This window comes from Pseudomonas sp. FR229a, from assembly GCF_030209115.1.
Taxonomy (GTDB): domain Bacteria; phylum Pseudomonadota; class Gammaproteobacteria; order Pseudomonadales; family Pseudomonadaceae; genus Aquipseudomonas; species Aquipseudomonas moraviensis_A.
In genome coordinates this window covers 298,191-313,198 of the sequence record NZ_JARVSP010000002.1, presented here as the reverse complement: position 1 = coordinate 313,198, position 15,008 = coordinate 298,191, and the positions used below count along the sequence as shown (strand labels likewise).

Here is a 15,008-nt window from a genome sequence, read left to right as displayed (position 1 = left end):
GCATGAGAAATGACCTAAACCCTATAACCGTGTCCAGTATCGTTTGACCAGAACAGATCGCGGTGTTTGGGAGAGGTACGCCGACGTGAAATACCGAGTCGAACCCAGATTCTGAAACAGATCAAAAGCCCCTCACCCTAGCCCTCTCCCAGAGGGAGAGGGGACTGATCGCGGTGTTTGGGAGAGGTACGCCGACGTGAAATACCGAGTCGAACCCAGATTCTGAAACAGATCAAAAGCCCCTCACCCTAGCCCTCTCCCGTAGGGAGAGGGGACTGACCGAGGTGTTTGGGAGAGCTACGCCGACGTGCGATTTCGCGTTGAACTCAGGCTTTGAAAAGCTCACAAATCGGCTCCCTCTCCCTCGGGAGAGGGCCGGGGTGAGGGGCAGTCACAACACAAATTAACAGCCGAACACCGCTTGGCTCTTCACCACTCAATAGGCCGAGTGTCAGCTCGCCTGCTTTTGATCTTGATCCACGGGCGACTTCGGAAGGCTGAGTGGAGGGATTGATCCGGGCGTGGGAGCGCAGCGACCGTTTGGCGCAGCCAAACACAGCGGGAGTAGGTGCAGCGAAGCAAACCGGAGACGCTGCGCCCGGATCGATCCCGGAGCGAAGGAACCCCGAGCTTTAGCGAGCGGGCCGTACGTAGGAGCAAGCCTTTTTGGTTACTTTTTCGGCGTTTGGAAAAAGTGACCCGCCGTAAGGGCGGACCCCTAAGTGGCCGTTACCGCAGCAACGGATATGTACCCAAAAAATATGTCGTAGCTGAAATCGATCCCCCTCACCCCAGCCCTCCCGAAACGTCGGACCGCCCCCAAGGGGGCGAGGGGGAAAGGGAGCAGATCTTCATGCAACGCAAAATCCCGGCCCGGCTCAAAATCAGTCACGAAGAAATTCAGCCACCTTCTGCGCAGCACCCGCCAAATGATCGGAATGCGTAAAGCCAGAAGCCTTGAGCGGCTTCAAATCATGATCCCCCGCCGCCAGCCACATCACCTCAATACTCGGTGACAAAGTGTAAGCCTCGACAGCTTCACGATTACCCAAAGCATCCCGCTCCCCCTGCACAATCAACGTCCGCGTCTTCAAACCAGCCAAATGCTCAACCCGAGGCTTCTCCGGTTTGCCCACCGCATAAAACGGATAGCCCAGACACACCAACCCATCAGCCCCCAACTCATCCGCCACCAGACTCGCCATCCGCCCGCCCATCGACTTGCCGCCAATCGCCAACGGCCCAGCGACATGACGCCGCACCACCGCAAACACCTCCCGCCAACATTCCTGCAGCTTGCCAGCAGGATTCGGCGGCCGCTTCACCCCATCCACCCGCCGCTGCGCCATATACGGAAACTCAAACCGCAACACATTCACCCCAAGCCCCGCCAGGCGCCCAGCCATGTCATTCATCCAGTCACTATCCATCGGCGCCCCCGCCCCGTGCGCCAGAATCAGCGTTGCCGAAGCCTCACCAACAGCGGCATCCCACAGCCACCCACGATCACGCACACACTGCGCCCATTGATCCCCGTCAATACTGGCCTTGTGCTGTTTGTCCATGCTTGCCTCGCTTTTAGTCTGCCTATAACTCCAGGCGAAGGATTCGCGCCGTTTGCGCGCGCTCACTTCGGCTGAACCGTGGATGGGGAACCATGAACACTTCTATCAGTACCGCCTACAACTACAAGGTGGTCCGCCAATTCGCCATTATGACGGTGGTGTGGGGCATCGTCGGCATGGGCCTCGGGGTTTTTCTCGCGGCGCAATTGGTCTGGCCGGAACTCAACTTCAATCTGCCCTGGACCAGTTTCGGCCGTCTGCGCCCGCTGCACACCAACGCCGTGATCTTCGCTTTCGGTGGCTGCGCGCTGTTCGCCAGCTCTTTCTACTCGGTGCAACGCACCTGCCAGACGCAATTGTTCGCGCCGAAAATCGCCGCGTTCTGCTTCTGGGGCTGGCAACTGGTGATCCTGCTGGCGGCGATCAGCCTGCCGCTGGGTTACACCAGTTCCAAGGAATACGCCGAGCTGGAATGGCCGATCGACATCCTCATCACCATCGTCTGGGTCGCCTACGCCATTGTGTTCTTCGGCACGATCATGCAGCGCAAGACCAAACACATCTATGTCGGCAATTGGTTCTTCGGCGCGTTCATCATCACCGTGGCGATTCTGCACATCGTCAACAATCTTGAGTTGCCGGTGAGTTTCACCAAGTCCTATTCGGTTTACGCCGGTGCCACCGACGCGATGGTGCAATGGTGGTACGGCCATAACGCTGTGGGCTTTTTCCTCACCGCCGGCTTCCTCGGCATGATGTATTACTTCGTGCCGAAACAGGCCGAGCGTCCGGTGTACTCGTATCGCCTGTCGATCGTGCACTTCTGGGCCTTGATCACCCTGTACATCTGGGCCGGCCCGCACCACTTGCACTACACCGCATTGCCGGACTGGGCGCAGTCGCTGGGCATGGTGATGTCACTGATTCTGCTGGCACCGAGCTGGGGCGGCATGATCAACGGCATGATGACCCTCTCGGGCGCCTGGCATAAGTTGCGCAGCGACCCGATCCTGCGCTTCCTCGTGGTGTCGCTCGCGTTCTACGGCATGTCGACCTTCGAAGGGCCGATGATGGCGATCAAGACCGTCAACGCCCTCTCCCACTACACCGACTGGACTATCGGCCACGTTCACGCCGGCGCGCTCGGCTGGGTGGCGATGATCTCCATCGGCGCGCTGTACCACATGATCCCGAAAATCTTCGGCAAGACGCAGATGCACAGCGTCGGCCTGATCAACGCGCATTTCTGGCTCGCGACCATCGGCACCGTGCTCTACATCGCCTCGATGTGGGTCAACGGCATCGCCCAGGGCCTGATGTGGCGCGCGGTCAACGAGGACGGCACGCTGACGTATTCCTTCGTCGAAACCCTGGTGGCCAGCCATCCGGGCTTTGTCGTGCGCCTGATCGGTGGGGCGATTTTCCTCAGCGGCATGTTGCTGATGGCTTACAACACCTGGCGCACCGTGCGGGCCTCGCAGCCTGCCGAAGTCGTCGCTGCCGCGCAGATGGCCTGAGGAGTCCGCCATGAAACATGAAACCATTGAAAAGAACGTCGGCCTGCTGATGCTGCTGATGGTGTTCGCCGTGAGCATCGGCGGCCTGACCCAGATCGTCCCGCTGTTCTTCCAGGACGTCACCAACAAACCGGTGGAGGGCATGAAGCCCTACACCGCGCTGCAACTGGAAGGCCGCGACATCTATATCCGCGAAGGCTGCGTCGGTTGCCATTCGCAGATGATCCGCCCGTTCCGCGCCGAAACCGAGCGTTACGGGCACTACTCGGTAGCGGGCGAAAGCGTCTGGGATCATCCGTTCCTGTGGGGCTCGAAACGTACCGGGCCGGACCTCGCCCGGGTTGGCGCGCGCTACTCGGATGACTGGCACCGCGCGCACTTGTACAACCCGCGCAACGTCGTGCCGGAATCTAAGATGCCGGCTTATCCATGGCTGGTCACCCAGGCCGTCGACAGCAGCCACACCGAAACCAAGCTGAAAACCATGCGCACCCTCGGCGTGCCGTACACCGACGACGACATCAGCGGCGCGGTCGCCAGCCTCAAGGGCAAGACTGAAATGGACGCCCTCGTTTCCTATCTGCAAGTGCTCGGCACTGCGATCAAGAGCAAGAGGTGAGCATGATGATCTTTGAGATGAGTGCAGGCCTGATCCGCGGCCTCGGCACGGTCGTGGTGTTCGTCGCCTTCGTTGGTTTGACGCTTTGGGTGTTCAACCGCAAGCGCACCCCGGAGTTTGCCGAAGCACGTCTGCTGCCGTTCGCCGATGAACCGCAACCTGACACTACCCAAGCACCTGAAACAAGGAGTACCCGGCCATGACCACCTTCTGGAGTACGTGGATCTGCGTACTGACCATTGGCAGCCTGATCGGCCTGACGTGGCTGCTGATCGGCACCCGCCGGGGCGAGACCAAGGGCAGCGTCGACCAGACCATGGGCCACAGCTTTGACGGCATCGAGGAATACGACAATCCGCTGCCGCAGTGGTGGTTCATGCTGTTCGCCGGCACGCTGGTGTTCTCGGTGGGCTATCTGATTCTGTATCCGGGCCTGGGCAACTGGAAAGGCATCCTGCCCGGTTACGAGGATGGCTGGACCGGCGTGCACGAGTGGGAAAAGGAGATGAACAAGGCGGACGCCCGGTTCGGGCCGATCTTCGCCAAATTCGCTGCCATGCCCGTGGAAGAAGTGGCCAAAGATCCGCAGGCGCTGAAAATGGGCGGTCGCTTGTTCGCCTCCAACTGCTCGGTGTGCCACGGCTCGGATGCCAAGGGCGCATTCGGCTTTCCTAACCTTGCCGACAGCGACTGGCGCTGGGGCGGCGAGGCCGAGACGATCAAGACCACCATCCTGGGCGGACGGATGGCGGCGATGCCGGCCTGGGGCGAAGTGCTCGGTGAAGCCGGGGTGAAAAACGTCGCAGCCTACGTGCGCCACGAGTTGGCCGGCCTGCCGCTACCCGCCGACAGCAAGGCGGATCTGCAAGCCGGGCAGCAAGCGTTCAGCACCACTTGCGTGGCGTGCCACGGCGCAACTGGCCAAGGCACCCCCGCGATGGGCGCACCGAATCTTACCCATCCGGCCGGCTTCATCTACGGCACCAGCCTGACCCAGCTGGAACAGACCATTCGCCATGGCCGCCAAGGACACATGCCGGCGCAGAGTGAGTTGCTGGGCAACGATAAGGTGCAATTGCTGGCCGCTTACGTGTACAGCCTGAGTCACAGGTTGAATACAGAAAACCTGGCAATTGAAGACATAAAGAAATAAAACCTGCGTACACAACTGCCGCGACTTTTTCGTTGCGGCAGTTTCCCGCCCCATTGCGACGCATTGTCGCACCCCTTCCCACCTCACCTTTCGGTTCGCCTGATTCAGGTCTACGCTTGTTCGAGAGCGGATTGGTGCGTGACAGTTTCAGATCACTCCCGGGCGATGCGGCCGCTGAAACGGCTGACGGATTCGCCGCAAGGGCAGGTAGATAACGGCTGTTGCGCCGAATGCCTTTCGTCCCCCGATCATGACGTCGAAAAAGACGCCGTCGATGGCCATCCGAACTCCGCGTTTTTTTCACTCACAGCGACATTTTGACAGGGGCCGTTTTGACCCTACACGGCGCATGGAAAGGCCGCAGAATCAGCGCTGGAAAGCATTGACCCAGGTCATGGCGCGTTGCAATGACCCCCTGCTCTCTGCATACTTGCGGCCGATTCCAATCCTAATAAAACACCCAAACCGTGGAACCTTAGAATGAGCACAGCAATCAGTCCGACTGCTTATAACTATAAGGTAGTCCGCCAGTTCGCCATCATGACGGTGGTCTGGGGGATCCTTGGCATGGGGCTCGGTGTCTTCATTGCCTCGCAACTGGTCTGGCCGGAATTGAACTTCGGTCTGCCGTGGACGAGCTTTGGACGCCTGCGCCCGTTGCACACAAACCTGGTGATTTTCGCCTTCGGCGGTTGTGCACTGTTTGCCACCTCCTACTATGTCGTGCAGCGAACCTGCCAGACGCGACTGATTTCCGACAGCCTCGCAGCCTTCACCTTCTGGGGCTGGCAGGCGGTCATCGTCGGCGCCATCATTACCTTGCCGCTGGGTTACACCACCACCAAGGAATACGCCGAACTGGAATGGCCGATCGCCATTTTGCTGGCCATTGTCTGGGTCACCTACGGTCTGGTGTTCTTCGGCACCATCACCAAGCGCAAGACCAAGCACATCTATGTCGGCAACTGGTTCTACGGCGCGTTCATCGTCGTCACCGCGATGCTGCACATCGTCAACCACATGTCGTTGCCGGTCAGCCTGTTCAAATCGTATTCGGCCTACTCCGGCGCCACTGACGCGATGATCCAGTGGTGGTACGGCCACAACGCGGTGGGTTTCTTCCTGACCACCGGTTTCCTCGGGATGATGTACTACTTCGTGCCGAAACAGGCCGAACGTCCGATCTATTCCTATCGCCTGTCGATCGTGCACTTCTGGGCCCTGATCACCCTGTACATCTGGGCCGGCCCGCACCACCTGCACTACACCGCCCTGCCGGACTGGGCACAATCGCTGGGCATGGCGATGTCGATCATTCTCCTGGCGCCGAGCTGGGGCGGCATGATCAACGGCATGATGACCCTGTCGGGCGCCTGGCATAAATTGCGCACCGACCCGATCCTGCGCTTCCTGGTGGTATCGCTGGCGTTCTACGGCATGTCGACCTTCGAAGGGCCGATGATGGCGATCAAGACCGTCAACTCGCTTTCGCACTACACCGACTGGACCATCGGCCACGTACACGCCGGCGCACTCGGCTGGGTGGCGATGATTTCCATCGGCGCGATCTATCACATGATCCCCAAACTGTTCGGCCGGGCGCAGATGCACAGCATCGGGCTGATCAACGCGCACTTCTGGCTCGCGACCATCGGCACCGTGCTCTACATCGCCTCGATGTGGGTCAACGGCATCACCCAGGGCCTGATGTGGCGTGCAATCAACGATGACGGCACCCTCACCTACTCGTTCGTCGAAGCGCTGCAGGCCAGCCACCCGGGCTTCATCGTCCGTGCGCTGGGCGGTGCTTTCTTTGCCAGCGGCATGCTGCTGATGGCTTACAACGTGTACCGCACCGTTCGTGCGTCGGATCCGGTTGAAGCCGAAGCCGCCGCCAAGATTGCCGTCGTTGGAGCTCACTGATGAAGCATGAAGCTGTCGAGAAGAATATTGGCCTGCTGGCCTTCTTCATGGTCATCGCCGTCAGCGTCGGTGGCCTGACCCAAATTGTTCCGCTGTTCTTCCAGGACGTCACCAACAAGCCGGTCGAGGGCATGAAGCCACGCTCGGCGCTGGAGCTGGAAGGCCGCGACGTGTACATCGCCAACGGTTGTGTCGGCTGCCACTCGCAGATGATCCGCCCGTTCCGCGCTGAAACCGAACGCTATGGCCACTATTCGGTTGCCGGTGAAAGCGTCTGGGACCACCCGTTCCTGTGGGGTTCCAAACGTACCGGTCCGGACCTGGCCCGTGTGGGCGGTCGTTACTCCGATGACTGGCAGCGTGCGCACTTGTACAACCCGCGCAACGTGGTCCCCGAGTCGAAAATGCCGGCTTACCCGTTCCTCGTGGAAAACAAGCTCGACGGCAAGGAAACCGCGAAGAAAATGGAAGTGTTGCGCACCCTCGGCGTGCCTTATACCGACGAAGACATCGCCGGTGCTCAGGAGGCCGTGAAGGGCAAGACCGAAATGGACGCGCTGGTGGCCTACCTGCAAGGCCTGGGCACCATCATCAAAAGCAAACGGTGAATCTGATGGATATCGGGATGATTCGAGGCCTGGGCACCGTTGTCGTGATGGTGGCCTTCATCGGTCTGGCCTTGTGGGTGTTCAGCCCCAAGCGCAAGTCGGAGTTTGACGACGCGACCATGTTGCCTTTTGCAGATGATCCCGAAGCCATCAAGCACGTCGAGCAAGCTTCTAGGAGTAACAAAGAATGACTACATTCTGGAGTCTGTACGTCACAGTCCTCAGTCTCGGTACGATCTTCGCACTGACCTGGCTGCTGCTGTCGACCCGCAAGGGCCAGCGCAGCGAACAGACGGACGAGACGGTCGGCCACTCCTTCGACGGGATCGAGGAGTACGACAACCCGCTGCCGAAATGGTGGTTCATGCTGTTCGTCGGCACCATCGTGTTCGCCCTGGGTTACCTGGTGCTGTACCCCGGCCTGGGCAACTGGAAAGGTCTGCTGCCGGGCTACAACTATCTCGATACCGAGAAGCAGACCGCGTTCGCCAATGGCCAGACCGGCTGGACCGGCGTCCACGAATGGGAAAAGGAAATGGCCCGTTCCGACGCTCGCTTCGGTCCGATCTTCGCCAAGTTCGCGGCGATGCCGATCGAAGAAGTTGCCAAGGATCCGCAAGCACTGAAGATGGGTGGCCGTCTGTTCGCCTCCAACTGCTCGGTGTGCCACGGTTCCGACGCCAAGGGCGCCTACGGTTTCCCCAACCTGACCGACGCCGACTGGCGCTGGGGCGGCGAGCCGGAAACCATCAAGACCACCATCATGGGCGGCCGCCACGCGGTGATGCCGGCCTGGGCGGAAGTGATCGGCGAGCAAGGCGTGGCCGACGTGGCGGCCTTCGTGGTGACCAACCTCGACGGGCGCAAACTGCCGGAAGGCACCAAGGCCGACCCGGCCAATGGCGGCAAACTCTTCGCCGCCAACTGCGTGGCCTGCCACGGCCCTGCCGGCAAAGGCACCCCGGCCATGGGCGCGCCCGACCTGACCCACCCGGGCGCATTCATCTACGGCTCGAGCTTCGCGCAACTGCAACAGACCATCCGTTACGGCCGTCAGGGCCAGATGCCGGCGCAGGAACAACTGCAGGGCAATGACAAGGTTCACCTGCTGGCGGCGTATGTCTACAGCTTGTCCCACGGTGAAAAAGCACCGGAGGCAAAGGCTGAATAAGTCCAGCGTTTGAAACATAAAAGGCCCCGCCAATCAGATTGGCGGGGCCTTTTTTCATGGTGGCATTCATGATTCGAAACGTTTGCTCGATGGACATTTCCAGCCGCGAGCTTAATCAGGACACCCGTGCAGCCAAATAAGCCACACATCAAGGTCCAGTAATCATTACTGACCGAGGCAGGCCTGCCCACGTATTGCTCAGCATTGAGGAGTACCAGAAACTGACCGGCTGCCGGACGAGCATCGCTGAGCTACTGGCGATGCCGAATGCGGCTGAAATCGAATTCGCCCTATCACCGGCGGGGCTTTTTCATGGGCGTTGGGCAAAAACCGAATGCACTGGCGTGGTGTCGATCAGAGTCCGCTCACGCCATTGGTTGTTCTCTACCAGATAGATCTGCAACTGCTTGCGATCCTCGGTAAAGCTCGCAGTCAGATAGGTCTGCTGGGACGTACTGCCGCTCAGGTACATCGGCACACTGCCCTGCCAGTAGGCGTCACCGCCATCTGTATGCAAATGGCCGGCAAAGATCGCCGTCACCTGGTATTTGTTGACCATGTCACGGAAACGCTTCAGTTGCTCGGGGCTGCCTTTGTGCCTCAGCGGCTTATGCATATTGATGATGATTGCATAGCCCTGAGCTCGCGCTACCCTGAGATCTTTTTCAAGCCAGTCCAGTGCGTCGTTGATTTCGAATGTCGTCGGGTTCAGCGCATGGGCAATCCGTGTGGTGTAGGTCGGCTCGTTATTGAGCTGGACCAAATGCACTTCGCCGACATTTTTCGAATAGGCGAGACTGCCGGAATACGTTTTGCTCAGAAAGCCGCCAGTAATCTCCAGGTCGAAGTTATCGACTTTACCTTCATGATGTTCTTTGAACTCGACGATGCTGCCTGCTGCACAGCTGTTACTGAAACAGTCATCGACATTATTTTCATAGTCGTGATTGCCCAGCCCGTACAAGTAGTCACCACCGAAATACTTGTTCAATGCCGCCTTCATATAAGACCGCTGCCAGCCATGACCAAAAGCAGTGATATCGCCATTGATCATCAGAGGCACCTGCGCTTGAGAGCCGTGCTGGTTTCTGAATTCGGCAATGCTCGCAAGTTGGCTTTCAACCAGCCATTTCGAGCGCTCCTTGAATTCCGAATCCGATTCCGGTTCGCTGCTATCGGTCTTGTCTGTCCACGGATATTGGGTATCCGAAGCAAAGACCATGTGTTTGGGCAGGCCAGTAGCCGCGTGAGCGGTAATAGCCAAAACCAGCAAGCAAGCACTTATAAAAATGCGCACAAGATTATTAAAAACCATACATTAAATTCCATTTAGATTGATTATTTAAACGCGAAACATGCTTCGCGAGGAGCCAACTTATTCGAACACAACGAAAACCTCAAAGCTCTTGCAAATAACAATCAAGTGAATATATTTCAGACCAAACAACTTACAACATACAACATACATATCAACTGAAACCTGTCGCTTAGTGCCGGGCCAGGCACCGTCAAAGAATCCCACCGATTACTTGTAATCAAACTTGCGAAATCAACGGCTGTGGTGTGAACAAGCGATTGAAAAAAGATGAACTAGCCGCTTCGGCAAAACCGTCCATACTCAACAAGTCAATTGATCTGCGTCAGGCTTTTCCGCAATCGCTACACCATTCGGATTTTTTACCCAACGCGACTAAAGGTCGCACCCTTGAGCCAGAGCGGCAGGCGTATCATCGCGCTACTGCAACAGCCCTTTTTGACCTTGGTTGGCACGTATCGACCGGGGCATTTTTCCACTGCCGTGGGATGCAATGATGAGCAATCAGATTCCGGTACACGACGTCACGCCGCCGAACAAGAACGCGAACAACAGCGTCGATCTTTATGCCTCAAGAGAAAAAATCTACACCCGCGCCTTCACCGGCCTGTTCCGCAATTTGCGGATGCTCGGCGGTGCGGCGTTGTTTCTGCTGTACTTCGGTACGGTGTGGCTGAACTGGGGCGGACACCAGGCGGTGTGGTGGAACCTGCCGGAGCGCAAGTTCTTCATCTTCGGCGCCACCTTCTGGCCACAGGATTTCATTCTGCTCTCGGGCCTGTTGATCATTGCCGCGTTCGGCCTGTTCTTCATCACGGTCTACGCCGGACGCGTCTGGTGCGGTTACACCTGCCCGCAGAGCGTGTGGACGTGGATTTTCATGTGGTGCGAAAAGGTCACCGAAGGCGACCGCAACCAGCGCATCAAACTCGACAAGGCGCCGATGAGCGCCAACAAATTCCTGCGCAAACTGGCCAAGCACTCGCTGTGGCTGCTGATCGGTTTTGTCACCGGCATGACCTTTGTCGGTTACTTTTCGCCGATCCGCGAACTGGTCATCGAATTTTTCACCGGCCAGGCTGATGGCTGGTCGTATTTCTGGGTCGGTTTTTTCACCCTCGCCACGTACGGCAACGCCGGTTGGTTGCGTGAGCAGGTGTGCATCTACATGTGCCCGTATGCGCGTTTCCAGAGCGTGATGTTCGACAAGGACACGCTGATCGTTTCCTACGACCCACGCCGTGGCGAGAGCCGTGGGCCACGCAAGAAAGGCATCGACTACAAGGCTCTCGGCCTCGGCGATTGCATCGACTGCACGATGTGCGTGCAGGTCTGCCCCACCGGCATCGACATCCGCGATGGCCTGCAGATCGAGTGCATCGGCTGCGCCGCGTGCATCGACGCCTGCGACAGCATCATGGACAAGATGGATTACCCGCGCGGGCTGATCAGCTACACCACCGAACACAACCTCTCCGGGCAGAAAACCCATAAACTGCGCCCGCGCCTGATCGGCTACGCCGTGGTGCTGCTGGCGATGATCAGCCTGTTGGTCGCCGCGTTCTTCATGCGCTCGCTGGTCGGTTTCGATGTCAGCAAGGACCGCGTGCTGTACCGCGAAAACGCCGAAGGGCGGATCGAGAACGTCTACAGCCTGAAGATCATGAACAAGGATCAGCGCGATCACACTTACCTGCTGCAAGCCGAGGGCCTGCCGGACCTGCGCCTGCAAGGCAAGCGCGAGATCAAGGTGGCTGCCGGGGATATCGTCAGCATGCCGGTCGAATTGTCGAGCGCACCGGAACAACTGCCATCGAGCACCAACGAGGTGAAATTCATCCTCAAGGATGCCGATGACGACAGCGTCCACGTTGAAGCCAAGAGCCGATTCATCGGCCCACAAATCCGTTGAGAGAATTTTGAACATGCCCGCTGCAAACGCCGCAAGTCCCTGGTACAAGCACCTCTGGCCGTGGATCATCATCGCCATCCTCGCCTGCTCGGTGGCCTTGACCCTGTCCATGGTGACCATCGCGGTGAACAACCCGGACAATCTGGTCAACGACAACTATTACGAAGCGGGCAAAGGCATCAACCGCTCACTGGACCGTGAACTGCTGGCGCAAACCCTGAAACTGCGTGCGGCGGTGCATCTGGATGACGTGACCGGCGAAGTCAATCTGCGCCTGAGCGGAGACAGCCAGCCGCAAACCCTGGAACTGAACCTGATCTCGCCGACCCAGCCGGAGAAGGATCGCAAGATCGTGCTGACCCGCAGTGACAGCGATACCGGCCGCTACATTGGCCAACTGAGTGACAAGGTCGAAGGGCGTCGGTTTGTCGAGCTGCTCGGCAGTCAGGATGAACACGTGTGGCGCATGTTTGAAGAAGAACTGGTCAGCCATGACAAGGAACTGCTGCTGGGTGATGAGCCATTGCAGGGCGCGGAAGACCTGAAGAAGTGAATCAAGGTCTAGAGCCCCTCACCCTAGCCCTCTCCCTGAGGGAGAGGGGGCTGATCTCGGCTGCTTGGAAGCGTGGCGTATGACAGTGACAATGTCGGCGACTGAAGCCGCTTTTCCGGCTCACACCGATCGGCTCCCTCTCCCTCCGGGAGAGGGCTGGGGTGAGGGCAAGCGGATACACCCAATGCCAGGGCTCACACCCTCAACGATGCCATGACCACCCCACTTGCCTGCTACCACTGCGCCCTGCCCGTCCCGTCCGGCAGCCGCTTCACCGCCGTCGTCCTCGGGCAGGCCCGCGAGTTCTGCTGCCCGGGCTGTCAGGCGGTGGCCGAGGCCATCGTCGCCGGAGGGCTGGAAAGTTATTACCAGCATCGCAGCGAAGCCTCGGCCAATCCCGAAGCGCTGCCGGTGCAACTGACCGATGAACTGGCGCTGTACGACCGCGCCGACGTGCAACAACCCTTCGTCCGCCACGAAGGCGATCTGGCCGAAACCACCTTGTTGATGGAAGGCATCAGTTGCGCCGCCTGCGGCTGGCTGATCGAGAAACACCTGCGCACCCTGCCCGGCGTCGCCGAAGCGCGGCTGAACCTGTCCAACCATCGCCTGCACGTGCGCTGGGCAGACGCTCAACTGCCGCTGAGCCAGATCCTCGCTGAACTGCGCCACATCGGTTACGCCGCCCATCCCCATCACGCCGATCGCGCCAGCGAACAACTGGCCAGCGAGAATCGCCTGGCCCTGCGCCAACTCGGCGTTGCCGGGCTGCTGTGGTTTCAGGCGATGATGGCGACCATGGCCACGTGGCCGGAATTCAATATTGACCTCAGCCCCGAGCTGCACACGATCCTGCGCTGGGTCGCGCTGTTTCTGACCACGCCGATCGTGTTCTACAGCTGCGCGCCGTTCTTCAAAGGGGCGATGCGCGATTTGCGTACCCGCCACCTGACCATGGACGTCTCGGTGTCGCTGGCGATCGGCAGCGCCTACATCGCCGGGATCTGGACGTCGATCACCGGGGTCGGCGAGCTGTACTTCGATGCGGTCGGCATGTTCGCGCTGTTTCTGCTCGCCGGGCGTTATCTGGAACGGCGCGCCCGCGAGCGCACCGCCGCTGCCACTGCGCAACTGGTCAACCTGTTGCCGGCCTCGTGCCTGCGCCTGGATAGCGATGGCCATAGCGAACGCATCCTGCTCAGCGAGCTGCGTCTCGGCGAGCGGATTCTGGTGCAGCCGGGCTCGATTCTGCCGGCGGACGGCAAGATCATCGATGGCCAATCGAGCATCGACGAATCGCTGCTGACTGGCGAATACCTGCCGCAACCGCGTGCGCTGGGTGATGCGGTCACCGCCGGTACCCTCAACGTTGAAGGCGCATTGACCGTGGAAGTGCAGGCGCTGGGGCAGGACACGCGGCTCTCCGCGATCGTGCGCCTGCTCGATCGCGCTCAGGCGGAAAAGCCGCGTCTGGCAGAAATCGCCGACCGCGCCGCGCAATGGTTTTTGCTGTTGTCGCTGATCGCCGCGGCAGCGATCGGCCTGCTGTGGTGGCAACTGGATTCATCGCGGGCGTTCTGGATCGTCCTCGCCATGCTGGTGGCGACCTGTCCGTGTGCGCTGTCGCTGGCGACTCCGACTGCACTCACCGCCGCCACCGGCACGCTGCACAAACTCGGGCTGCTGCTGACCCGCGGCCACGTCCTGGAAGGGCTGAACCAGATCGACACGGTAATCTTCGACAAGACCGGCACGCTCACCGAAGGGCGCTTGGTACTGCGTTCGATTCGCCCGCTCGGCGCGCTCGACAGCGAGCAATGCCTGAGCCTCGCCGCCGCGCTGGAAAACCGTTCGGAACACCCGATTGCCCGCGCTTTCGGCCGCGCACCATTGGCCGCTGAAGAGGTGCACAGCAGCCCGGGACTGGGCCTTGAAGGGGTGGTCGGTGAACGACGCTTGCGTATCGGTCAGGCGCAGTTCGCCTGTGCCCTGAGCGGCGCGGCTCTGCCGTCGATGCCCGACGAGGCCGGGCAATGGCTGCTGCTCGCCGACACCCACGGCCCGCTGGCGTGGCTGGTCCTCGATGATCGCCTGCGTGACGACGCCCCCGCCCTGCTCGCGGCCTGCAAAGCGCGGGGCTGGCGCACCTTGCTGTTGTCCGGCGACAGTTCGCCGATGGTCGCCAGTGTCGCCGCTGAACTGGGTATCGACGAGGCCCGCGGCGGTTTGCGCCCCGATGACAAACTGCAAGTGCTGCAGCAACTGCACAAGGAAGGTCGCAAGGTGCTGATGCTCGGCGACGGCGTCAACGACGTGCCGGTGCTGGCCGCGGCCGACATCAGCGTGGCGATGGGCTCGGCCACCGATCTGGCAAAAACCAGCGCCGATGCGGTGTTGCTGTCCAACCGTCTCGGCGCCCTGGTGCAAGCTTTCACGCTGGCGCGACGTACGCGCCGGGTAATCATCGAAAACCTGCTGTGGGCGGCGCTGTACAATGGCCTCATGTTGCCGTTCGCCGCCCTCGGCTGGATCACTCCGGTGTGGGCGGCGGTCGGCATGTCGATCAGTTCGCTGACCGTGGTGCTCAACGCCCTGCGCCTGACTCGCCTGCCGAGCGCGCCGGCCGCCAGCAGCCCGACCCACACCCGCCCGCTGCCGGCCTGAGCCGCGCG

15 protein-coding genes and 1 pseudogene are annotated in these 15,008 nt (G+C 60.0%); 13 read left to right on the top strand and 3 right to left on the bottom strand.

Annotation, left to right across the window (positions count from 1 at the left end):
* Positions 1-884 precede the first annotated feature (884 nt).
* Complete coding sequence (locus QRN33_RS02770; protein ID WP_285406752.1) at positions 885-1,565, bottom strand: alpha/beta family hydrolase; 681 nt, start codon at positions 1,563-1,565, stop codon at positions 885-887.
* Between the two features lie 92 nt (positions 1,566-1,657).
* Here QRN33_RS02770 and ccoN (QRN33_RS02765) point away from each other — a divergent pair, with 92 nt between their 5' ends.
* The 4 genes from ccoN (QRN33_RS02765) to ccoP (QRN33_RS02750) are packed head-to-tail and all read left to right on the top strand — an operon-like array spanning position 1,658 to position 4,854.
* Positions 1,658-3,082, top strand: a complete 1,425-nt coding sequence (gene ccoN, locus QRN33_RS02765; RefSeq protein WP_042608409.1) for a cytochrome-c oxidase, cbb3-type subunit I — start codon at positions 1,658-1,660, stop codon at positions 3,080-3,082.
* 10 nt (positions 3,083-3,092) lie between these two features.
* Positions 3,093-3,701: a cytochrome-c oxidase, cbb3-type subunit II gene (ccoO, locus tag QRN33_RS02760; RefSeq protein ID WP_003223389.1), complete on the top strand. Its 609-nt coding sequence runs from the start codon at positions 3,093-3,095 to the stop codon at positions 3,699-3,701.
* A 5-nt stretch (positions 3,702-3,706) separates the two neighbouring features.
* The gene (locus QRN33_RS02755) at positions 3,707-3,904 is read left to right on the top strand and encodes a cbb3-type cytochrome oxidase subunit 3 (protein ID WP_083354334.1); all 198 of its coding nucleotides are present in this window, start codon (positions 3,707-3,709) and stop codon (positions 3,902-3,904) included.
* A complete protein-coding gene (ccoP, locus tag QRN33_RS02750) occupies positions 3,901-4,854 on the top strand; it encodes a cytochrome-c oxidase, cbb3-type subunit III (protein ID WP_285406750.1) in 954 nt (317 codons plus the stop codon). Before QRN33_RS02755 ends, ccoP (QRN33_RS02750) begins: the two co-directional genes overlap by 4 nt.
* A gap of 147 nt (positions 4,855-5,001) precedes the next feature.
* On the opposite strand, the gene QRN33_RS02745 is transcribed toward ccoP (QRN33_RS02750), so the two are convergent.
* A complete protein-coding gene (locus QRN33_RS02745; RefSeq protein ID WP_285406748.1) occupies positions 5,002-5,136 on the bottom strand; it encodes a hypothetical protein in 135 nt (44 codons plus the stop codon).
* 198 nt (positions 5,137-5,334) lie between these two features.
* Between QRN33_RS02745 and ccoN (QRN33_RS02740) the strand changes: the two genes are divergently transcribed.
* From ccoN (QRN33_RS02740) to QRN33_RS02720, 5 genes and pseudogenes are all read left to right on the top strand, one after another.
* Complete coding sequence (ccoN, locus tag QRN33_RS02740) at positions 5,335-6,777, top strand: cytochrome-c oxidase, cbb3-type subunit I (RefSeq protein WP_042608412.1); 1,443 nt, start codon at positions 5,335-5,337, stop codon at positions 6,775-6,777.
* Complete coding sequence (gene ccoO, locus QRN33_RS02735; protein WP_042608413.1) at positions 6,777-7,385, top strand: cytochrome-c oxidase, cbb3-type subunit II; 609 nt, start codon at positions 6,777-6,779, stop codon at positions 7,383-7,385. The genes ccoN (QRN33_RS02740) and ccoO (QRN33_RS02735) overlap by 1 nt, the downstream gene beginning before the upstream one ends.
* Before the next feature lie 5 nt (positions 7,386-7,390).
* Positions 7,391-7,576, top strand: a complete 186-nt coding sequence (locus tag QRN33_RS02730; protein ID WP_016775513.1) for a CcoQ/FixQ family Cbb3-type cytochrome c oxidase assembly chaperone — start codon at positions 7,391-7,393, stop codon at positions 7,574-7,576.
* Positions 7,573-8,556: a cytochrome-c oxidase, cbb3-type subunit III gene (ccoP, locus tag QRN33_RS02725; protein WP_042608414.1), complete on the top strand. Its 984-nt coding sequence runs from the start codon at positions 7,573-7,575 to the stop codon at positions 8,554-8,556. Before QRN33_RS02730 ends, ccoP (QRN33_RS02725) begins: the two co-directional genes overlap by 4 nt.
* Positions 8,557-8,645: 89 nt before the next feature.
* Positions 8,646-8,870, top strand: a pseudogene (locus tag QRN33_RS02720) (type II toxin-antitoxin system Phd/YefM family antitoxin); the annotation flags it as partial.
* Here the strand turns inward: QRN33_RS02720 and QRN33_RS02715 are convergent.
* Positions 8,867-9,871, bottom strand: coding sequence for a metallophosphoesterase family protein (locus tag QRN33_RS02715; RefSeq protein ID WP_285406744.1), 1,005 nt, complete (start codon positions 9,869-9,871; stop codon positions 8,867-8,869). The pseudogene QRN33_RS02720 and the gene QRN33_RS02715 sit on opposite strands and share 4 nt — an antisense overlap.
* A gap of 248 nt (positions 9,872-10,119) precedes the next feature.
* Here QRN33_RS02715 and QRN33_RS02710 point away from each other — a divergent pair, with 248 nt between their 5' ends.
* From QRN33_RS02710 to QRN33_RS02695, 4 genes are all read left to right on the top strand, one after another.
* Positions 10,120-10,368, top strand: a complete 249-nt coding sequence (locus tag QRN33_RS02710) for a hypothetical protein (RefSeq protein WP_133247414.1) — start codon at positions 10,120-10,122, stop codon at positions 10,366-10,368.
* Positions 10,368-11,783, top strand: coding sequence for a cytochrome c oxidase accessory protein CcoG (gene ccoG, locus QRN33_RS02705; RefSeq protein WP_042608416.1), 1,416 nt, complete (start codon positions 10,368-10,370; stop codon positions 11,781-11,783). The genes QRN33_RS02710 and ccoG overlap by 1 nt, the downstream gene beginning before the upstream one ends.
* Positions 11,784-11,796: 13 nt before the next feature.
* Positions 11,797-12,336, top strand: coding sequence for a FixH family protein (locus QRN33_RS02700; protein WP_123418679.1), 540 nt, complete (start codon positions 11,797-11,799; stop codon positions 12,334-12,336).
* Between the two features lie 213 nt (positions 12,337-12,549).
* A complete protein-coding gene (locus QRN33_RS02695) occupies positions 12,550-15,000 on the top strand; it encodes a heavy metal translocating P-type ATPase (RefSeq protein ID WP_285406739.1) in 2,451 nt (816 codons plus the stop codon).
* Positions 15,001-15,008 lie beyond the last annotated feature (8 nt).